The sequence below is a fragment of the Vibrio sp. PBL-C16 genome (assembly GCF_034321865.1).
GTDB lineage: Bacteria > Pseudomonadota > Gammaproteobacteria > Enterobacterales > Vibrionaceae > Vibrio > Vibrio alginolyticus.
In genome coordinates this window covers 1783170-1804454 of the sequence record NZ_JAXLNY010000001.1, presented here as the reverse complement: position 1 = coordinate 1804454, position 21285 = coordinate 1783170, and the positions used below count along the sequence as shown (strand labels likewise).

Below are 21285 nucleotides of genomic sequence, written 5' to 3'. Positions count from 1 at the left end.
GATGTGATTACTCATCATCAAGAGGAACCAGCTTGGTGTTGCCGCCATGAACTTTCTCACGCTGTCTTTGCACCAGGGCGTAGAAGCCTGGGATCAAGAATGTACCTGCTAGAAGCACACACAATAGACCACCAATCAGCGACACGCCGAGTGAGTTTTGACTCACGTGCCCCGCACCAGCGGCAAAGATAAGCGGGAAGATACCCAGGATAAATGACCAAGATGTCATATTCACAGCGCGGAAACGTAACGTGCCTCCTTTAACCGCTGCACTATCGATATCAGCATCTTTTTCTTCACGCTCTTGCTTGGCGAACTCCACAATCAAAATTGCGTTTTTCGCCGCCAAGGCTATGAGCAAGACAAGACCAATTTGGGCATACAAGTTAAGCGGCGTGCCAGTTAGATTCAACGCAAGGAAGGAACCTAACGTTGCTACTGGGACCACCAAAATAATAGCCAGTGGAATACTCCAACTCTCATACTGAGCCACCATAAACAAGTAAATGAAGATCAAAGCCAGCGCAAACGCATAAATGGCTTGGTTACCCGCGAGCACTTCCTGATAAGCCATACCTGTCCATTCATACGTGTACCCTTGTGGAAGAACTTCAGCAGCAACGCGTTCCATTGCGGCAATCGCATCACCACTAGAGTAACCCGGTGCTGGTTGGCCTTGAATGATAGCACTGCGGTACATGTTGTAACGCCACGCCACATCAGGCTCAAACACTTGCTCGTAGCTCACTAGCGTACTTAACGGAACCATATCACCGTTCGAAGAACGAACATGGAAACGCTCTAGATCTTCCATGCTGCTACGGTGCTGGCTATCAGCTTGCATGGTTACGCGGAAGTTCTTACCAAACATGGTGAAGTCATTCACATAAAGCGAACCTAAGTTGCCTTGCAAGGTTTGGAAAATAGACGACAGCGAAATACCTAATTGCTGCGCTTTCTCACGATCGATATCAACGTAGTAGTGCGGAACATTCGCGCGGAACGTGCTAAACGTGTAGGCAATTTCAGGCGCTTGGTTAGCCGCTTGGATCATTTCTCCCATGACCATCGACAAATCGGTACGACTTCGCCCTAGCGTGTCTTCAAGCACAAACTCAAAACCAGACGCAGCGCCCATACCAGGGACCGCCGGTGGCCCCATCGCAAAAACAACCGCTTGAGGTAACTCTGTCGCCGCTCGCCCGTTAATACGTGCCGCGATAGCATTAGCAGAGTGCTCTCCTTGCAGCGAGTTACGAGTATCCCAGTCATGCAATTTGATAAATACAGAAGCACCGTTTGATGCTGCTGCGCCTGTCATAAACGAGTAACCGTTCGCAACCGTCACACCATCCACACCAGGTTCTTCACCGATCATTTTCATTAAATCATTGGTGACTTCTTCAGTACGTGATAAAGAGGCTGAATCTGGTAGCTGTACGTTAACCAGCAAAATGCCTTTATCTTCTTGAGGAACAAACGCTGTAGAGGTGGTTTTCGCAAAGAAAGTGACCGCTGCGATAGCAACTATAAAGAACGTCACGAGCAGTAAAGACTTCTTCACCAAGAAACCAGCGATCTGGCCATAACGCGTAGTGATGCGCTCTAAGCCTCGGTTGAAAGCCTGGAACCAGTTAGCGGTATTGCCCCCACCCTGCTTCAATACCAGAGAACAAAGTGCTGGGGACAGCGTCAATGCATTGATGGATGAAATCACAACCGAAATACAGATGGTCAAAGCGAACTGGCGATACATGATACCGGTGATACCTGGCAGCATGGCGACGGGTATGAATACCGCAAGTAGAACCAAGGTCGACGTGATGATTGGTCCCGTGACTTCTTTCATCGCTAGCAACGTCGCTTTACGCGGTGAAATGGTTGGGTCTTTCGCCATGGTAGTATCGACGTTTTCGATAACCAGAATCGCATCGTCCACCACGATACCAATCGCAAGGATCAAGCCAAACAAAGTAACCGTATTAATGGTGAAGCCCGTTGCCTGCATGATGGCAAACGTACCAATCAGAGAAACGGGGATCGCGACAACAGGAATCAACGTTGCACGCGCACTACCCAAGAACAAGTAAGTTACAGCAATCACCAATAGAATCGCTTCAATCAGTGTTTTTACTACCCCTTTGATCGATTCAGATACGAACACGGTTGTATCGTAGCTGGTCTCGTATTCCATTCCCTCTGGGAAGTTTTTGCTCAAGCCTTCAAGGAGCTCCATGACGGCCTGACCACTTTCTAACGCATTCGCATCCGATTGAAGAGACAACGCAACGATTGACGCGTCCTGGCCACGGAACTTACCGTTACCATCGTAGAACTTTTTGCCTAGTTCAACGCGAGCAACATCTTTCAGATAAACCGTAGAGCCATTGGGATTAGCTCGAAGGACTACGTTCTCAAACTCACTCACGCTTTCCAAGCGACCTTTGGTCACAAGGTTAAACTGAACTTCTTGCGGATTGTTGTATGGTGCTGCACCTACACGCCCTGCCGCAACTTGGACGTTCTGTTCAGCCAAAGCGGCGTATACGTCTGACGTGGTTAGCTTAAGGTTGGCCATTTTTTCAGGATCTAACCAAACACGCATTGCGTATTCGCCACCACCAATCACGTTAACTTCACTGATACCTTTCGCACGAGCCAACTGATCTTTTACATTCAAGTTAATGTAGTTAATCAAGAACTGATCATCGTATTTGCCATCAGGTGAATAGAAGTTAAGCACCATCAGCAAGTCAGGTGAACGCTTTTTCACCGTCACACCAACCATGCGAACTTCTTGAGGCAGTTTTGACTCAATCTGTGACACGCGGTTTTGCACGTTAACTTGCGCCATATCTGGATCGGTGCCGACATCGAACGTGACGTTTAGGCTGTAAGAGCCATCGTTCGCGCTCTTTGAAGACATGTATATCATATCCTCAACGCCGTTGACTGAGGTCTCTATGGGGTCCGCAATGGCCTGCTCGACAACTTCCGCACTCGCGCCAGTGTAGTAAGCCGAAACGCTGACTGATGGCGGGCTTATCTGTGGATACTCAGCCACTGGCAAAATCGCCAGTGAGATCGCGCCGGCTAGCGTTAATATGATCGAAATAACCAGCGCGAATTTAGGTCTCTGAATAAAGAAACGACTTAACATAGTGCCCCCTACTGCTTGTCTTCAGCAGGTGCTTGAAGGCGCACTTCTACACCATTACGCACACGTTGTAGGCCTTGTGTAATAACCGTATCTTCCTGATCGAGCCCTTCTCGAATGATAATGCCTTGTTCAACCTGAGGGCCAAGCTCGACGTTACGACGCTCTGCCACATTTCCCTCAGCCATCACCATCACAAAGTCACCTTCTAAGTCAGTCTGAACGGCACGTCGTGGAATAACAATAACGTCTTTCGTGTTCTTATCTCTCAAGTTCACTTTGATGTGTTGACCCGGAAGTAACTTCTGCTCTGGGTTTGGCACTAGCGCGCGCATAGCAATCGTACCCGTTTTGGTGTCAATACGATTACCTAAGAAATCAAGCTTACCGAGATGCTCAAAAAACTGTCCATTTTCCAGTTCAAGCTGAACTTCAACGCGGTTTGATTCAGCCGAGCCATCACCTTTTACTTGATCCATACCCATAGCTAAACGCTCACGCTCACTCACACTAAATGAGGTATGAACGGGATCTAAACTCACCAGAGTTGTCAGCACGCCAGATGATGGAGACACCAGATCACCCGTACTCACTTTGGTATCACTAATACGTCCGCTAAAAGGTGCTCGGATTTGAGTATAGGAAAGGTTAACTTCAGCAAGTTTAAGTTGAGCATTTGCCGCTTCTAGCTCTGCTCTCGCACCAAGAAGTGCCGCAGTTAAAGCATCAAACTCAGATTGAGAGATACTACCGCGAGGCAACAAGTTTTTACCTCGAGTATGATCTAATTCGGCTTTTTTTAGCGCCGCTTTAGCTTGTGCAAGTGCGGCTTTAGCACTCGCGACTTGGGCTTCAAAAGAAGATGGCTCGATAGAGTAAAGGAGCTGCCCTTTTTCTACCATTTGCCCTTCTTCAAAGTGACGAGCTTTTAAGTAGCCAGAAATCTGCGCGGTAATATTGGTATCTTCTACTGCTTCAATGCGACCGATATAAGACTTGCTCGGTTGGTAGTCGATAACCGTGACATCCTGAGTCACTACGAGAGGCGCTTGACCTTTCGTTTGGGCATTATTAGCTTCCCCGCATCCAGCGAGGATTGCTGTAGCCGCCATTAGTGCGACAAGTGGTTTCTTTTGCATGTATTTACCGTCTTTATAGAACAGGATATTGTTGAATTCCTATCAACCTTACTCCTTGCTGCCACTGAAAACTTCACTGAAAAGCGCCCAAGGTGTTTCTAAATGTAAACATGAGAAACAAAAGGAAAATAAAGTAATTTAGTTAACAGTGGTATTCAATGAGCAATATACATACAAGTCAATCATAACTATTTAATATACGCCTTAGGAGATCGCGAATTTTAGCGTGGGCTTGGAAACACTAACGGGAGTATTGTATTCGGGCGTAAAGTGAGATTCAGTGCTCAAGATAAGAACGTTTTGTGGCTAAAAAGGTAAAAAGTGACGCCTTCATACTCAAGACCCCGATTTTGACTATTTTTTTAATATAAATGGGTTATCATTCAATTAATTCAACGCCTTCGACAGAGAGGATGACTATGATTTCTAAATGGGCGAAACGCTTTTACCAGATGGCAGAACTAGTGGCGTCTTGGAGTAAGGACCCATCAACACAAGTCGGTGCCGTTATTACTAAACAGAATCGCATTGTATCTGTTGGATTTAATGGCTATCCGCATGGTGTTTCTGACAGTGTCGACACCGATGAGCGCGAGTTGAAATACCTTAAAACACTGCACGCGGAAGAGAACGCAATTTTGTTCTCAAAACGTGACTTAGACGGATGTGATATTTGGGTAACGCATTTTCCTTGCCCTAACTGCGCGGCAAAGATCATTCAAACAGGGATCTCACACGTACACTGCCCTGAACAGTCTGAAGACTTTTTATCTCGCTGGGGAGATAAAATCCAAGTCAGTCAAGATATGTTCGATCAAGCGGGTGTGAAAGTCGACTGGTTACCACTAGAAGACATTGAAATTGAAGACAAAGACGTGCGCTAGTATTCCATCTTAATATTTAAATAGCCCAGAGAGATCTGGGCTATTTTGTTATTAAATCTGCAAGAGGTCTCGACGTAGTCTTTTAACTGTGTTTTTTCGCTGTAAGCTCAGCAATTTTGACGATAACGAGTACTGATTTTTCCATCATTTCAACAGAAATAAACTCATGAATTCCGTGGAAGTTAAAACCACCGGTGAAGATATTCGGGCACGGCAAACCCATAAAAGATAAACGAGCACCATCTGTACCACCACGAATAGGTTTTATAATCGGTTCCACATCACACGCTTCCATCGCTTGCTTTGCCAGCTCAATGATATGAGGGTAAGGCTCAACCATTTCTCTCATATTGTAATAGCTGTCTTTTATTTTTAGCTCTACAGAACCATGGCGTAAACCCGTGTTCATTTCATCGACGAGTTCCTGCATAAAGGCTTTTCGATCCTCAAGTCTTTGACGGTCAAAGTCTCTAATAATGTAACCTAGCTCGCTTCGTGCAACGCCCATTTCTGCCGATTTTAGATGGAAGAACCCTTCGTAACCTTCGGTTGTTTCCGGAGTTTGATCTTGGGGCATTTGAACTTGAAATTTCGCAGCCAAGTTCATCGCATTGACCATTTTGCCTTTTGCAGTACCTGGATGAACGCTAACTCCATGAAAAATTACATCAGCGTTTGCTGCATTAAAGTTTTCGTATTCCAATTCACCTTGTGGGCCACCATCTATAGTGTATGCCCATTTCGCGCCAAATTTTTTAACATCAAACAAATCTGCACCACGACCGATTTCTTCATCCGGAGTAAAGCCGATACAAATGTCGCCGTGTGGAATGTCTGGGTTTTCCAGTAGCAGAGCTACCGCGGAAAGAATCTCTGCGATACCGGCTTTGTTATCCGCGCCAAGTAATGTAGTGCCATCGGTAGTAATAAGATTGTGGCCATGTAGGTGATGTAAATCTGGGTATTGCACGGGAGATAACACTTCATCCCCCAACCCTAATGCAATATCGCCACCCTGGTAATCTTCGATGAATTGCGGCTTTACGTTTTTGCCAGATGCATCCGGCGCGGTATCCATATGGGCAATGAAGCCGATAGGAGGAACCTCATAATCAACATTGGCTGGCAGTTTAGCCATCAAGTAGCCATTTTTATCCAAAGTCACGTCACTTAAACCAAGCTCGATCATCTCATTTTTAAGTAACTCAGCAAACACAAGCTGACCAGGTGAACTTGGGCAAAGCGTCACATGTGGATTGGATTGGGTATCAAACGTGACGTATCGAAGAAATCTTTCAACTAAATGTTTCATATTTATTCTCATTGTTTTGTACGATGAGGCCTTATCACGCATTGATAAGCTGACGTTGCCTCATCAAACCTCACGCTATGTTACGCTCTTAGCTCAATAAGAATTTGCTTTGAATCATTTTTTGATAAGAAAGGCTTTTGCGCTTTGCTTTCGCTCATTGAAGCATGAATTTAATCTAAAAGTTCCTCAGCCAGTACTCGCCACTCTTTAACCTTTTCACGAAAATGACGCCATTGCTTATCGGTCATCGAACGAGAAACATCTAATGTCAGTTGATCAACCAATGCAAAGTTAGAATCAATATTCAGAGAAAGCTGCTCACTATAATAACTCTCTGGCTCGAACAAGAGTCGCATAAATATATCTTGATAAGTCACAACATTAGATTTGTTGTCGAACAAGTATTCGAGCTCTTGATATACCGTGGCTCGATAATCTCTCCATAAAGGGCTGTTTAAAATAACTTGCTGAGAAAATGTTTGAGCTAGTTGACGCTGATTTCCTGATAGATTCCCCAGCCATTCTTCCATCCACTCTTCAGTGTTATCCAGAATAATTTCACGCACTTCGTCTTCTGTCTTATCGGCATATTTTGTGTTTCGCTCTTGATAATGTTCTTGTACATTACTCAAAAACTCGCGTTCTTGCTCTTTCGTTAATTGCAAACTTAACGCAAAAAGATCTGGTGCTGCTTTGCTGACCACTCTATCGTAATGCGCTCGCATTCTATCTCGATTTTGTTGTAAGTAATTTAAGGTGATATCGCTCGCTTTTAATCTCTCAAGGTCTTTTAAATGTTCGATATATATTGGTAACTCCTCTTTCTTGTGCCAGTCTGCCAACAATAATAAGCGCTCTTCCACCAGGACTTCTTGTTCCCCTTGCAACGAGACATAGTCCTCTAAGTAATCGAGCACGAACCAATCGATATTGCTGTATAAAAACTTTTTCGCACAACCGGCAAGCAGAAATACGAAGCAAAATAGAAGGCCATAACGAAGCGCCTTATTAGATACATCCTTTAATTTAGTCACTTATTCGTATTCCCTTTTCTGTTGATTAAGTTCTATACTCAACCTGTATCACTTAGTATTGCGGCAAACTTACACCAGTGTGACAAATATTGATTGCCACCTTAATAATATATAGAGTTTGAAATTAACTTTTTGATCACAGCTATCCGCAAAAAAGTGAGTTAGAGCGCAATTATCGGCTAAAAAACGTACCGAACGACGCTCCCTATAACGGTATATAATTTGCATGGATGTTTTTTGGATGGTTTATGGAGGCGAAGTATGGCAGCCGCTGAGCAACTTGATACCAGTGTAGAATATGAGATTCGATATTTTGAACAGGGGAAAATGCACTGCATGAGAGTCATTGCTGAAAGCAAAAAAGTGGCTTATCAGTACTATTTGGAGTGTGGTAAGCACAACAGTGACTTGTACTCTATTCGCCCAGACAAGTAAAAAAACCGCCTAAAAGGCGGTTTTTTTACTTGTCAGAATCCATATAACTGTTTGATTTTATTTATTATTACAGATTAAAATCCAACAATGTTATTTGATGTCGCCAAAGCGCTCAAGATAAAGGACGGTTGCTGCAGTACGAGAAGGAACTTGAAGCTTTTTAAGTAAACTCTTCATATGTACTTTAACCGTAGACTCAGAGATAAAAAGACGATCGGCAATTTGCTTGTTGCGGAAACCTCTTGCCACCTCTCTTAAGATCTGCGATTCACGATCGGTCAGTGTATCAAACACGTCCTCTTGCTCTGAACGTTCACTCAAATACTTAGAAACTTCTTGGCTGTATGCCTTGTCCCCTTGATGCGCTTGTTTTAGCAACTCAACCAACTCATCAGGCTCAGTGTCTTTCAATAAATAGCCATCGGCACCACTTCGAACTATTGCTTCTATATCTGCTGGGCTATCCGAAACGGTTAGAATGACAATTCTGGCTTCACAGCCATCTGCACGCAGTGCTTGCAAAGTATCAAGGCCAGACATGCCTTTCATATTAAGATCAAGAAGTACAAGATCCAGTTCCAGCTCATGCGCTTTCGCTACTGCATCCGCGCCATTACTTGCTTCTGCAATGACCTCAAACTCAGGCTCAAAGCTTAAAAGCTGGTGGATACCTCTTCGCATGAGTGGATGATCATCCACCAGCATTACTTTACACACTGTCACTGTTTACTTCCTTACTATGTTGGAATTCTAATTTTACGGTACAACCTTTGTTTATCGATGCTTCGATGTGCAGATCGGCATGCAGTCTAGCGGCCCGCTCTTGCATGATACTCATACCGTAATGATTTAATTTTTCGTCTTGATGTTCAAAGCCTATTCCATCGTCGCTAACGGTTACTGTGACTTTTCCATCATTATCGAGACATTGAATGTGAATATTATCTGCTTGCGCATGTTTGATAGCATTAATTGCCGCTTCTCTTATCAACTGTAGTAAATGAACCTGCTGATGTGCATCCAGTTCAGTTGATGAAAGTCTATTTTTTAGCGTAATGTCCGCAGTAGTTTGTTCACTGAGCGTTTCAACCATGTCTTGCAATGCTTGGCCAAAACTGCCCTCTTTAATCGTAAGACGAAACGTCGTCAGTAACTCGCGTAACTGCGTATAAGCCGCAGATAAGCCCGTATCTAGCTCAGCAATAACTTGATTAGCCTGCGCGATCGCCTTTTCGTCAGGCAAGTTCTTTACGCTTCTCTTTAACAAAGCGACCTGAATTTTTAAGTAAGAGAGTGCTTGAGCCAATGAATCATGCAACTCCCGAGCAATAGTGGCTCGCTCTTCCATCAGCAGAATTTGTTCTGCTTGGCGCTGCGCCCGATTGTAATACACGGCGCGTGATAAAATCTGCACGAAGTTGTCAATAAGAGCCTCGTTCGGACAAGGTAACCCTGCTTTCCAATATAAATAACCCAAGTGCTCACCATCTAGCATCAGGGCTTTACCGTGGCAATCTTCATCACAATCTTGGCAGCATTCTTCTCCTTCCATCAATATCCAGCTCGGTTCTCCCAGCTGCTCGATTTCAAGTTTGACCGCTTTAATGCCCTCAAGACTGACGATATGCTGCAAAATCGCCTGGAAATTGTCTTGATTAATACGCGACGCCGTGAGTTCTTTTGACGAGTCATACAGCACCTCTAAAGACTGGTTGGCATGCTGCAATTTACGTGTTTTCTCATCAACCGCTTGTTCTAATCCTCGGTACAACTTACCAAGGTCTGTCGCCATCCGATTAAAGGTTCGAGTCAGTATTCCCATTTCATTATCGCTGGATACATTGAGCGATATATTAAATGAGCGATTTTTAATTTGCTCGCTAGCAAAAACTAAGGCACGCAGAGGCCGAACAACTTCGAGGCGCACAAAATGAACGACAAACATACTGACACAAAGAATGCCCCCCAACCCTAACCCGCCGATCCAGGCTAAGTTAATCAGTTTTTGCTCCGAAAAGCTCTGCAGCTTAAATACAAACTCATCGATTTGTTCAACAAAACCGGCCACTAGGAGTTGATATTCTGCCGGGTTGTCTCCTCTCAGCACCGCCTTGAGTTCATGCCATCTGATAATAAGACGGTAGTAATCGTGAGTGATGTCTTCTGGCACAGACCAATGCTGAAGCGCTTTCATTGAAGGTGAATATATCGAATGTTCAAATGCGTCAATATGTGAAGAATAGTCAACAGATTTAACCTGAATATCATTCGCCAGACGGTAGCTTTGCATTCGCATCGAGCCAGCAACATTGACGGCTTCAGCATCGTTCAAACTCGACGCTAACGTAAAAATCGCAAAACCAGTCGTAGCGACTGAGAGCAGCAAAATAAGAAGCATCGCGGATGCAATCGTGCGCGTCACCGACTTTTTCACATTTTTAAACAATCTGAGTTCCTCGCCCATTAACAATCCTATATGTACGTGCAATGAACCCATTACCTTTCAACTTTATCAATATGTGATCACCTGCGACGGAATTTATTGATCCAAAACAATATTGCATACCATTTACCCCCTAAGAGGTATTTATACAAATATGTCAAAAACTACAATTTCGTTAGTTTAAATGACAGTTTATTAATGAAAATTGTGGACTATGCTTAGTTTGGGTTCCAAGTTTCGAGGTGACTAAGTGGTAGACCTTTCCAGAAGAAGACTCTTTGCAAGAAAAGCGCACCCCGACAACGCCGTACGTTTGCCTTGGTTAACTAAACCGCAACAGTTTACGGACGATTGCACTCGCTGCGGTAAATGCATTGAGGCCTGTGAAACAAAGATTATAACCAAAAGTGATGGCGGATTCCCCTCGGTCGATTTTTCCATCGATGAATGCACATTTTGCTATCAATGTGCAAACGCCTGTCCTGAGCCCCTTTTCTTGCCAGAAACAGAACAACCTTGGCAAGCAAAAGCAAGTATCAACGATAACTGCTTAGCAAAACAAAATGTCGAATGCCGAAGCTGTGGGGATATGTGCGACCCGATGGCAATTCAGTTCAAATTAGAACTGGGGAAAGTAGCACAACCCAATTTAGACCTTGATGAGTGTAACGGCTGCGGCGCCTGTGTTTCAGTGTGCCCGACTTCATCCATCAATGTGAGCAATATAACAGCCTAAGCCGAATGTCGTCGGCCAAAGGCAATAAAAATAAATGAGAGAGCTATATGTCACTAAATGAAGTGCATATTTCAAGTTTGGTAGTACATGTGCTGCCGGAACATTTGGACGAAATCAAACAAAAGATAGAAGCACACGAAAATGCGGAAATCTATGGTGACAGTCCTGAAGGCAAGATTATCGTCGTACTTGAAACTGAGAACCAAGGTTTCATCACAGACACTATCGATGCCATTAACAATTTACCGAACGTCTTAAGCACGGTATTGGTTTATCACCAAATCGAAACTGGGCTTGAAGAAACGGATGAAGAAGACACTGGAACACAACATTCCCAAATCGAGGGTGAAGTATGAAAATGACAAGACGTGCGTTTGTGAAAGCAAACGCGGCTGCATCAGCTGCTGCTGTCGCAGGTGTGACACTACCAGCATCTGCAGCCAACCTGATTGCAAGCTCTGATCAAACCAAAATCACATGGGACAAAGCACCTTGTCGTTTCTGTGGTACAGGCTGTTCTGTTCTTGTTGGCACTCAAAACGGCAAAGTGGTAGCAACACAGGGTGACCCAGAAGCACCAGTAAACAAAGGTCTGAACTGTATCAAAGGTTACTTCCTTTCTAAGATCATGTACGGTCAAGACCGTCTAACTCAACCGATGCTACGAATGAAAGATGGCAAATTCCACAAAGATGGTGAATTTACACCTATCTCTTGGGATGACGCTTTCGACATCATGGCTGAGAAATGGAAAGCTTCCCTCGAGAAAAAAGGCCCAACAAGCGTAGGTATGTTTGGCTCAGGCCAATGGACAGTAATGGAAGGCTACGCTGCATCAAAGTTAATGAAAGCAGGCTTCCGATCAAACAACATTGATCCAAACGCTCGTCACTGTATGGCTTCTGCCGTTGTAGGTTTCATGCGCGCATTCGGTATCGATGAGCCAATGGGTTGTTACGATGACTTCGAGAACGCAGACGCTTTCGTTCTTTGGGGCTCAAACATGGCAGAAATGCACCCGGTTCTATGGACTCGCATTACTGACCGCCGTCTAAGCCACCCTCACGTTAAAGTGAACGTGCTTTCTACTTACTACCATCGTTCATTTGAGTTGGCAGACCACGGCTACATTTTCAATCCTCAGTCTGACCTTGCAATTGCTAACTTCATCGCAAACTACATCATCGAAAACGATGCAGTAAACTGGGACTTCGTGAACAAACACACGAACTTCACTCAAGCAGACACTGACATCGGCTACGGTCTACGTGACGATGATCCGCTACAAAAAGCAGCGAAGAACCCGAACTCTGGCAAACTCACTTCTATCTCATTCGAAGAGTACAAGAAATCAGTAGCGCCATACACAGTAGAGAAAGCATCTGAAATCTCTGGTGTTGAGAAAGAGAAGCTTATCGAGCTTGCGAAGCAATACGCGGATCCAAACACGAAAGTGATGTCTCTATGGACGATGGGTATGAACCAGCATACTCGTGGTGTATGGATGAATAACTTGGTTTACAACATCCACCTACTAACCGGTAAGATCTCGACTCCGGGGAACAGCCCATTCTCACTAACGGGCCAACCATCAGCATGTGGTACCGCTCGTGAGGTTGGTACGTTTGCTCACCGCCTACCAGCGGACATGGTGGTTGCTAACCCTAAACACCGTAAGATTGCAGAAGACATCTGGAAACTGCCAGAAGGTACGATTCCACCAAAGCCTGGCTTCCACGCCGTATTGCAAGACCGTATGCTGAATGACGGCGTTCTGAACTGTTACTGGGTTCAATGTAACAACAACATGCAAGCCGGTCCAAACATCAACACAGAACGTCTTCCAGGTTACCGCAACCCAGAAAACTTCATCGTTGTGTCTGACCCATACCCGACAGCAACAGCACAAGCAGCAGACCTTATTCTTCCTACCGCAATGTGGATTGAAAAAGAAGGTGCTTACGGTAACGCAGAGCGTCGTACCCAAGCTTGGTACCAACAAGTGGGCACAGTCGGTCAAGCAAAATCCGACCTGTGGCAGCTAATGGAGTTCTCGAAACGCTTCAAAATGGAAGAAGTGTGGCCTGAAGAGCTTCTAGCGAAAGCGCCTCAATACCGTGGTAAAACAATGTACGACGTACTTTACCGCAATGGTAACGTCGACAAATTCCCTATCGAAGAAGCTCGTGAACTGAATGACGATGCTCACCACTTCGGTTTCTATGTCCAAAAAGGTCTGTTTGAGGAATACGCAACATTTGGCCGTGGTCACGGGCATGATTTGGCTCCATACGACCGTTACCATGAAGTACGTGGTCTACGTTGGCCTGTTGTTGATGGTAAAGAAACACAGTGGCGCTTTAAAGAAGGTTCAGACCCATACGCGAAAGAAGGTTCTGGTTGGGACTTCTACGGCAATGCTGATGGCAAAGCGAAGATCATTTCCGCGCCATACGAAGCGCCACCAGAAGTACCGAACGATGAATTTGATATGTGGTTATGTACTGGTCGTGTTCTTGAACATTGGCACACAGGCACCATGACTCGTCGTGTACCTGAATTATACAAAGCAGTACCAGACGCAGTGTGTTACATGCACCCAGAAGACGCAAAAGCACGCAATGTTCGCCGTGGTGAAGAAGTACTCATGGCAAACAAACGCGGTGAAGTACGCGTTCGTGTTGAAACTCGCGGTCGTAACCGTCCGCCAAAAGGCTTGGTATTCGTACCGTTCTTTGATGCACGTATTTTGATTAACAAGCTTATCCTAGATGCGACTGATCCACTGTCTAAACAGACAGACTTTAAGAAGTGCCCAGTCAAAATTACTAAGATTGCTTAACCTTCAGATACTGAATGCTACGGCCGTCATTATGGCGGCCTAATAAAGAATTTAAGCCATAAAGGCGGAGATGAAATGATGAAAAAATTACTTGTCGCAGTTTTATCTGTAGGTGCGTTAGTGACAGGCATTGCGCAAGCTGAGTTGGATAATCCAGGTGGTATTGGTGGTCTAGAATCTTTACGTGGAATGTCTCAATTGGAAGATACGCGTCCAGCAGACGAGTTCAAAGACTTCCCTAAAGATCAAATTGTTGAAGACAGCTATGTTTATCAACCACCGTTGATCCCACACAGCATTCGTCACTACGAAATTTCGTTAAATGCTAACAAGTGTCTTGCATGCCATAGCTGGAAAAATGCAAAAGAGTCAGGTGCGACTAAAATTAGCGTAACGCACTATGTAAACAGAGAAGATGCGGTACTGGCAGATATGTCTCCTCGTCGTTACTTCTGTTTGCAATGTCACGTTCCACAAACGGATGCAAAACCACTAGTGGAAAACGAGTTTAAGGCAGTCGATTCGCTTCAGTAATTGAAACGCGAGTACTAAGAGGTTACTTATGAAAATACTTAAAGCGTTTTGGAAGAGACTGTCGAGCCCGAGTAAAGCTGCCGCTGGTGTGGTTTTATTTCTAGGCTTCGCTGGTGGCCTTCTATTTTGGGGCGCATTCAACACAGGTATGGAAGCAACCAACACAGAAGAATTCTGTTCTGGCTGTCACGCGCCGATCGTTGCTGAAATTCAAGAAACAATTCACTACTCCAACCGATCTGGTGTTCGTGCGATTTGTTCAGACTGTCACGTTCCTCATGAATGGACGGATAAGATCGTTCGTAAAGTACAGGCATCTAAAGAGCTATTTGCACACTTCGTAACGAAGACGATCGATACGCCAGAGAAGTTCCAAGAGCGTCGTGGACACCTCGCAGAACGAGAGTGGGCACGTATGAAAAAGAATGACTCTCTTGAATGTCGTAACTGTCATGAATTTGATTTCATGGATTACTCTCAGCAAGGATCACGTGCGGCAGAACAACACTCCACCGCTCTAGCTTCAGGCGAGAAAACATGTGTAGACTGTCACAAAGGTATTGCGCACAAACTACCAGACATGAGCGGCGTTGAAGGCTGGCACTAAGGAGACTTACCATGAGTACATTAGAATCTGTAATTTGGCATATCCTTGGCTACAGTGCTATGCCAGTGATTATTCTTTCCGGCTTTGTGGCGGTAGCAGCAATCTCTCTCTGGCTGCTGTCATTTGGTAAGGATAAAGAGGTGTAACGTAACGCATCTCTACTCGTCAACTAGCCTATTTGTTGACACTGAGCGCCGAGCAAATGCTCGGCGCTTTTTATTTATTAATCAATGGTACTTGCCAACAATAAACAAGCAATCATACATAAAAAAAGCGACCATAAAGGCCGCTAAGATTTACTGCTATAGGGAGTCGTTTAAGATTCTTTTACTGGCAGAACCTGTTTGACGTATTGTCCTGGCGCCTCATCAATAACCGGATGGTTTTCTGAGCCAATAGGGAAAGGCTCAACTTGCTCTTTAGGGTTGAATTGGAGTAACCACTCGTTCCAGTGTGTCCACCACGATCCCTCTTTGTGTTCCGCGTTATTCAACCACTCATCAGCAGAGTCATCCAAATTATCGTTCAACCAATAACCATACTTATTTTTAGCTGGAGGGTTCACGATGCCCGCAATATGACCAGACTCACCGAGGACAAACGTTTTGTTACCACCCGTGTTCAGCGCACCACGGTAAGTTCCCTGCCATAACGCAATGTGGTCTTCTTTCGTTGACACAAAATAGCTAGGAATTTTGATCTTATTTAGATCAATCCATACTCCACCAATTTTGACGCCTTTATCTTGCACCAGCTTGTTCTCTAAATAGAGCTCGCGAAGCAAGAAATTGTGAGATGCAGCGCTGACGTTGGTGCTGTCACTATTCCAGTACAACAAGTCAAAATCAACCGGACTGTTACCCTTCAAGTAATTGTCGACGTAGTAGTTCCAGTACAAGCTGTTTTCACGCAGTAAACTAAACGTCACGCTTAAGGAACGGCCGTCCATATACCCTTTTGCGTTATTTTGCGCTTCAATTGCACTAACAATGGTGTCATTGATATACGCGCCGACTTCACCTGGTTGAGAGAAGTCGAGCAACGTGGTGAAGAAAGTGGCAGACTTAATGCGCTTCTTCATACGTTTTGCAGCGTAGTACGCAACCGTGCTTGCTAAAACAGTACCACCAATACAATAACCAGCAGCATTGATTTGCTCTTGTCCTGTTATATCTTCAATTGCAGCGACGGCTTTCACTACGCCTTCTGTCACGTAGTCACCAAACTCTATGTGCGCTTGTGGCTTGCCTGGATTGCGCCAAGACATCATAAATACACTGTGCCCCTGCTCTAACAACCATCGAACCATTGAGTTCTTTGCCGTTAAATCAAGGATGTAGTATTTATTGATGAAAGGTGGGACGATGAGCAGCGGCGTCGCATTCACTTTCTCTGTTAGAGGTCGATATTGAATCAACTCAAACAATTCGTTTTGAAAAACCACATTGCCCTGTGTCGTCGCAACGTCATCTCCCACGCGGAATGCATTGTTATTCGTCATACGAATTTTTAAAATGTCTGCGCTCGACTCAACGTCTTCTTTCAACTGCTCTAAGCCTGCCAGTAAGTTTTGACCGTTTTGCTCAAGTGTCAGCTTCAAAAGCTCTGGGTTAGTGGCGATGAAGTTGGAAGGAGAAAGGGCGTTAATGGCTTGGCGAGAGAAAAAAATAATACGTTCTTTCGTCTTTTCATCTAAGCCTTCCAAAGACTCGATGGTGTCCAGATAGGTCTTACTAAATAAAAGGTAGGATTGTTTGATGAAGCTATACATGGCTTCATTTTGCCACGCTTCGTTTGAGAAACGCTTATCCCCTTTTTCAGCTTCGACGATTTGTGCTTGGTTCCCTGCCAATGCAACATTCTGCCAAATTTGCAGCTGCTGTTCCCACCACTGTGCTTGCAGCTTTAAAATCGCAGCAGGCTGATTCGCAGCTTGTTCGAACAGTTTGGCAGTATCCTCAAAGTTCACTTCTTGCATGGCCTTGTTTAAAGGAGAGTTCACGACTGCCTTGTTCACTTCGAAATCATGCCACCACTGATGATTGGTTTCCTGAAGCTTCACAAGATAGTCCGAAAAGAAGTGTTGAAACATAGTCTTACTCCTATATTCGGAAAAAACAACGCCGCCCAAATCTAGGGGCGGCGAGAATCGGACAAATTACGCTGGAGTAACAGTCTTTAGATTTTCCGAAGTCATTTTCTCAACGTCTTCTTTGAACTCTTTTGCAATCGCTTGAAGCTTGTTGCTGTCATCCATCATTTGTTGAGAAAGTTTAGTAAGTACGCTTAGTTGCTGACTGTTGAAAGCAGTCAATGACGTTACGTCTTTGATTTCTGTCGCTGCTTTCATCTGGTTTAGACCCACTTCACTGTATGTGCGAATGGCGTTCAATTGAAGCTCGGTCAACACTTCTACGTTTTTTGTCACTAGCTTGTTGAACTTCAAGTAAGGTTCTAGATTTTTTTCAGTTTGATCGCTAAATGTTTTGAAGAAATCGGTGTACATGGTTTGTCTCCTAGAGAAAGAATTAAAAAATGTCCGTTTAAATAATTACTTAACTGTCTTTACAACCACAGCCGTGCCCATGCCGCCGCCCACACAAAGTGAAGCAACGCCATATTGACCATTTTGCTTATGCAGCTCGTGAACCAGCGTGACTAAGATTCGGTTGCCAGATGCACCAAGCGGGTGTCCTAGCGCGATAGCACCACCGTTAAAGTTCGCTTTATCTTGAATCGCGTTAACTGGAACTTGGTTTGTTTCCGCCAACTGATGAATCACGCCAAGTGCTTGCGCTGCAAATGCTTCGTTTAACTCGTAAACGTCGATATCATTTACTGTGAGTTCCGCTTTTTCGAGTGCTTTATTGACCGACTCAACAGGACCTAGGCCCATGACCTTCGGATCAAGACCCGATTGCGCGTAGCTTACGATCTCAGCAAGCGGCGTTAATCCATGCGCTTTAACTGCGCTTTCAGACACCACGATAATCGCACTCGCGCCATCGTTAATGCCTGATGCATTACCCGCAGTCACAGTGCCTTCGCGGTCAAAAGCAGGACGTAGCTTGCTTAAGGCTTCCATTGTCGCGTTCGCTTTTGGGTATTCATCCGTATCAAACATCACGGTTTCACGGCGTTGCTTTACTTCCACTGGCACAATTTCGTCTTGAAATTTGCCAGCTTCGATAGCGGCTACCGCTTTCTGTTGGCTAGACAGCGCGTATTCGTCTTGCTGCTGGCGAGTTAAGCCGATTTGTTTTGCTACGTTTTCTGCCGTCACACCCATGTGATATTGGTTGTAAACATCGGTTAAACCGTCCGCTACGAGCAGATCTTTTAGCTCCAGATTGCCCATTTTGTTGCCATCACGAATGCTGCTTGGTGCGGCAAACGGAATCTGAGACATGACTTCAACACCCGCTGCAACAACGATCTCAGCATCGCCACTACGGATATGGGACACGGCATCCATGACCGTTTTCATGCCACTACCGCAAACCATGTTTACGCCATATGCAGGAACAGATTCAGGAATCCCCGCAAACAGTGCCGCTTGGCGGCCAACACCCATTCCTTGACCTGCACCAACAACGTTGCCAACAATCACTTCGTCAACCTTGTCGCCAGGCAACTTTGCCGCTTCCAACGCGCCTTTAATCGCTACTGCTGCCAGATCGCCAGCAGAAGTATTTTTCAGGCTGCCACCAAAAGCACCAATTGGAGTACGCTTCGCCGCTACGATAAATACTTTTTCCATCATCTTCTCTCCTTAGTGCATGTATAGGCCGCCGTTCACCGACAAAGTCTCTCCGGTGATGTAGGCGCCCGCATCGCTGACCAAGAAGCTCACTGATGCTGCAATTTCTTCTGGTGTCGCAAGACGTTTCATTGGAATTTGGTTCGTGATGGATTCCAGCACTTCTGGCTTCATTTGCTCAACCATTGGCGTACCCGTGTAACCCGGAGCGATAACATTAACTGTCACACCCGAGCGAGCACCTTCGTATGCTAAGGCTTTAGAGAAACCGATCATCCCAGCTTTCGCCGCCGAGTAGTTTGCTTGACCAAACTGCCCTTTAAGACCATTGACTGAAGAGATATTGATGACACGACCACCGCCTTTTTCGCACATTGCTGCAAAGAGGGGTTGCGTAACGTTGAATAAACTATTGAGGTTGGTATTGATGACATCATTCCAAGCTTGCGCAGTCATCTTTTTAAACACGCCATCACGTGTGATTCCTGCGTTGTTGACAACAACATCAATGGTTCCTTCCTCCCCAAGCAATTGCGCCAATTTCTCTGCACACTCTGTCGTGTTTGTTACATCCAACTCAAAAAGGCGAACCTGATCTTTGGTAAACCCTTTGCTGTTGAACCACTCCAGCGCACATTCGTAGTTACCTGTGAAATAAGTAGCGATTACACGGTAACCGTCATTGACTAATTGAGAGGAAATAGCAGAACCAATTCCGCCTTTTGATCCAGTGATCAAAGCGACTTTCTTCATTGAAGACTCCATTCTTAACGGCATTTAAAAAGCAAACTTAATACACTGATGAAATAGTTCACCACCTGACGTGTTTATTTATTCTTTTGACAACCAATCCCGTGCTGCCTTTATTTTAAGTTAACCTAGAAATATTACATTTCAAATAAAAAACTCACCCAATTGCATAAGATTGATTTAGATCTCATTACCCGTGAAATGTTATAAAATGGTTAATTTTACATAAGTCATTGTTTTAAATCACACTTCCACAAAAGCCACACCAACAGAAATAGAAACATAATTATTAAATATCATGCACTTACATACAGAATGGTAGACGTTACATTATGTCATGATTTAAGATCTGAATCTTAAGCCTATATGATTACAACAAACTTGAGATTAGAATAATAATTCAATTATCAGTAAAAATAATTATCAAACATATCATTTAATTACTGCATTTAATGATAATTTAGTTATCAATTTGATTATTTTAATACAGTGATAATTAATACCGATAAAATATAATAAATTAAATATATTTAATCTAAAAATGATATAAGAGCTTGTCTCATACTGGTGCAATACGCACTATTATGACGCATAGATTAAAATATAATTTCATTTTAAATTTATATATTCGAAGAACATCAACTAGCTACTAGTGAAAGTAATCGTTCGCTTTGTAGTAGCATCCTTTTCCACTTTGCACTATCTTTGTGGCTTCTCTTTAATCACTAAATCATCAACAGATATGAATCTTGCATTGCTCAGTATGTTCATCCCTACTTTCTTTTTTGTCTCAATCACGCCTGGTATGTGCATGACTCTCGCCCTAACGTTAGGTATGAGTATCGGTTATCGTCGCACGTTATGGATGATGATAGGAGAGCTTCTCGGTGTTGCGCTGGTGTCAGTCTCTGCGGTGTTAGGCATCGCTGCGATTATGCTCAATTATCCTTGGATGTTTATCGCGTTAAAGTTCATTGGTGGCGGTTATTTACTCTATCTTGGTGTTGAAATGTGGCGATCGCGAGGGAAACTTGCGATTAATGTCGACAACTTAGAAACACCAAAGAGTGACAATATCGCACTGATCATGCAAGGCTTCGTTACCGCAATCGCAAACCCAAAAGGCTGGGCATTTATGATTTCTCTTTTACCGCCTTTTATAGACCAAAACGCAGCGCTTGCACCGCAACTGATCATACTTGTCTCCATTATTTTACTGTTTGAGTTCATTTGCATGTCTCTGTACGCTACTGGTGGTAAAGGATTGAAACACGTATTAGGTCAGTCTAAGAATGTACGTCTAATGAACCGTATCGCAGGCACTTTAATGATGGGAGTTGGTGTCTGGTTGCTACTAAGCTAAGGCAAACTGGAAACAATGAAAAATATTCTGAATAAAATCGCTAAAGTCATGGGTGAAGTATTGGACTTTCAAGCCCGAGTTTGGGTTGTGAACGTCTATACCGGTGAGCATAAAGGCGAGTCTTATGTCGTTAATGAAGATGCTTTCTCTGTACCTCTTCAGTGGATGAAGAAGAAAGGCTACCAAGAGTCAATGTTGAATAAAGTCGAAGCAATGAAGCGCTCACAAGTCTTAGAGTTCGATTTGGGACTTGTGAAACATCGCTTGATGCGCGTGAAATAAGCACAAA

The 21285-nt window shown here is 44.3% G+C and carries 20 protein-coding genes; 10 read left to right on the top strand and 10 right to left on the bottom strand.

What is annotated here, in order from left to right:
• Window positions 1-7: 7 nt before the first annotated feature.
• Window positions 8-3160 carry a multidrug efflux RND transporter permease subunit VmeZ gene (vmeZ, locus tag UQW94_RS07945; RefSeq protein ID WP_017635194.1) on the bottom strand — a complete coding sequence of 1051 codons (3153 nt, stop codon included), beginning with the start codon at window positions 3158-3160 and terminating at the stop codon, window positions 8-10.
• 8 nt (window positions 3161-3168) lie between these two features.
• On the bottom strand, window positions 3169-4296 hold the full coding sequence (gene vmeY, locus UQW94_RS07940) for a multidrug efflux RND transporter periplasmic adaptor subunit VmeY (protein ID WP_064369359.1): 1128 nt from the start codon (window positions 4294-4296) through the stop codon (window positions 3169-3171).
• Between the two features lie 419 nt (window positions 4297-4715).
• Between vmeY and UQW94_RS07935 the strand changes: the two genes are divergently transcribed.
• On the top strand, window positions 4716-5180 hold the full coding sequence (locus UQW94_RS07935; RefSeq protein ID WP_005373515.1) for a dCMP deaminase family protein: 465 nt from the start codon (window positions 4716-4718) through the stop codon (window positions 5178-5180).
• Between the two features lie 82 nt (window positions 5181-5262).
• Here the strand turns inward: UQW94_RS07935 and pepT are convergent, their stop codons facing one another.
• The gene (gene pepT, locus UQW94_RS07930) at window positions 5263-6492 is read right to left on the bottom strand and encodes a peptidase T (RefSeq protein ID WP_322142164.1); all 1230 of its coding nucleotides are present in this window, start codon (window positions 6490-6492) and stop codon (window positions 5263-5265) included.
• Between the two features lie 170 nt (window positions 6493-6662).
• Entirely contained in the window at window positions 6663-7526 is an 864-nt protein-coding gene (locus UQW94_RS07925; RefSeq protein ID WP_053349259.1) for a DUF6279 family lipoprotein, read from the bottom strand.
• Window positions 7527-7787: 261 nt separating this feature from the next.
• Here UQW94_RS07925 and UQW94_RS07920 point away from each other — a divergent pair, with 261 nt between their 5' ends.
• Window positions 7788-7961 (top strand): hypothetical protein, encoded by a 174-nt coding sequence (locus UQW94_RS07920; RefSeq protein ID WP_005373524.1) that lies wholly within the window; start codon window positions 7788-7790, stop codon window positions 7959-7961.
• A 90-nt stretch (window positions 7962-8051) separates the two neighbouring features.
• On the opposite strand, the gene UQW94_RS07915 is transcribed toward UQW94_RS07920, so the two are convergent.
• A complete protein-coding gene (locus UQW94_RS07915) occupies window positions 8052-8666 on the bottom strand; it encodes a response regulator (protein ID WP_031777156.1) in 615 nt (204 codons plus the stop codon).
• A 4-nt stretch (window positions 8667-8670) separates the two neighbouring features.
• A complete protein-coding gene (gene narQ, locus UQW94_RS07910) occupies window positions 8671-10407 on the bottom strand; it encodes a nitrate/nitrite two-component system sensor histidine kinase NarQ (RefSeq protein ID WP_053349410.1) in 1737 nt (578 codons plus the stop codon).
• A 247-nt stretch (window positions 10408-10654) separates the two neighbouring features.
• On the opposite strand from narQ, the gene napF reads away from it, so the two are divergent.
• The 6 genes from napF to UQW94_RS07880 all read left to right on the top strand — a co-directional run bounded on the left by napF (window position 10655) and on the right by UQW94_RS07880 (window position 15269).
• The gene (gene napF / locus UQW94_RS07905; protein WP_080276949.1) at window positions 10655-11140 is read left to right on the top strand and encodes a ferredoxin-type protein NapF; all 486 of its coding nucleotides are present in this window, start codon (window positions 10655-10657) and stop codon (window positions 11138-11140) included.
• 47 nt (window positions 11141-11187) lie between these two features.
• The gene (locus UQW94_RS07900; protein ID WP_005373535.1) at window positions 11188-11496 is read left to right on the top strand and encodes a chaperone NapD; all 309 of its coding nucleotides are present in this window, start codon (window positions 11188-11190) and stop codon (window positions 11494-11496) included.
• Complete coding sequence (gene napA / locus UQW94_RS07895; RefSeq protein ID WP_005373537.1) at window positions 11493-13982, top strand: periplasmic nitrate reductase subunit alpha; 2490 nt, start codon at window positions 11493-11495, stop codon at window positions 13980-13982. Before UQW94_RS07900 ends, napA begins: the two co-directional genes overlap by 4 nt.
• Window positions 13983-14060: 78 nt before the next feature.
• The gene (locus tag UQW94_RS07890) at window positions 14061-14516 is read left to right on the top strand and encodes a nitrate reductase cytochrome c-type subunit (protein WP_005389061.1); all 456 of its coding nucleotides are present in this window, start codon (window positions 14061-14063) and stop codon (window positions 14514-14516) included.
• A 28-nt stretch (window positions 14517-14544) separates the two neighbouring features.
• Complete coding sequence (locus tag UQW94_RS07885; RefSeq protein WP_005373542.1) at window positions 14545-15123, top strand: NapC/NirT family cytochrome c; 579 nt, start codon at window positions 14545-14547, stop codon at window positions 15121-15123.
• A gap of 11 nt (window positions 15124-15134) precedes the next feature.
• Window positions 15135-15269 carry a TIGR02808 family protein gene (locus UQW94_RS07880; protein ID WP_005373546.1) on the top strand — a complete coding sequence of 45 codons (135 nt, stop codon included), beginning with the start codon at window positions 15135-15137 and terminating at the stop codon, window positions 15267-15269.
• 170 nt (window positions 15270-15439) lie between these two features.
• Here the strand turns inward: UQW94_RS07880 and phaC are convergent, their stop codons facing one another.
• From phaC to UQW94_RS07860, 4 genes are all read right to left on the bottom strand, one after another.
• Entirely contained in the window at window positions 15440-17215 is a 1776-nt protein-coding gene (gene phaC, locus UQW94_RS07875; RefSeq protein WP_322142163.1) for a class I poly(R)-hydroxyalkanoic acid synthase, read from the bottom strand.
• Between the two features lie 66 nt (window positions 17216-17281).
• Window positions 17282-17629, bottom strand: coding sequence for a phasin family protein (locus UQW94_RS07870; RefSeq protein WP_005373550.1), 348 nt, complete (start codon window positions 17627-17629; stop codon window positions 17282-17284).
• Between the two features lie 45 nt (window positions 17630-17674).
• Entirely contained in the window at window positions 17675-18883 is a 1209-nt protein-coding gene (locus UQW94_RS07865) for an acetyl-CoA C-acetyltransferase (protein ID WP_137283142.1), read from the bottom strand.
• A gap of 12 nt (window positions 18884-18895) precedes the next feature.
• Window positions 18896-19636 (bottom strand): SDR family oxidoreductase, encoded by a 741-nt coding sequence (locus tag UQW94_RS07860; protein ID WP_005373555.1) that lies wholly within the window; start codon window positions 19634-19636, stop codon window positions 18896-18898.
• 739 nt (window positions 19637-20375) lie between these two features.
• On the opposite strand from UQW94_RS07860, the gene UQW94_RS07855 reads away from it, so the two are divergent.
• The gene (locus tag UQW94_RS07855; protein WP_021035942.1) at window positions 20376-20996 is read left to right on the top strand and encodes a LysE family translocator; all 621 of its coding nucleotides are present in this window, start codon (window positions 20376-20378) and stop codon (window positions 20994-20996) included.
• 15 nt (window positions 20997-21011) lie between these two features.
• On the top strand, window positions 21012-21278 hold the full coding sequence (locus tag UQW94_RS07850) for a hypothetical protein (RefSeq protein ID WP_005389279.1): 267 nt from the start codon (window positions 21012-21014) through the stop codon (window positions 21276-21278).
• Window positions 21279-21285: the final 7 nt, after the last annotated feature.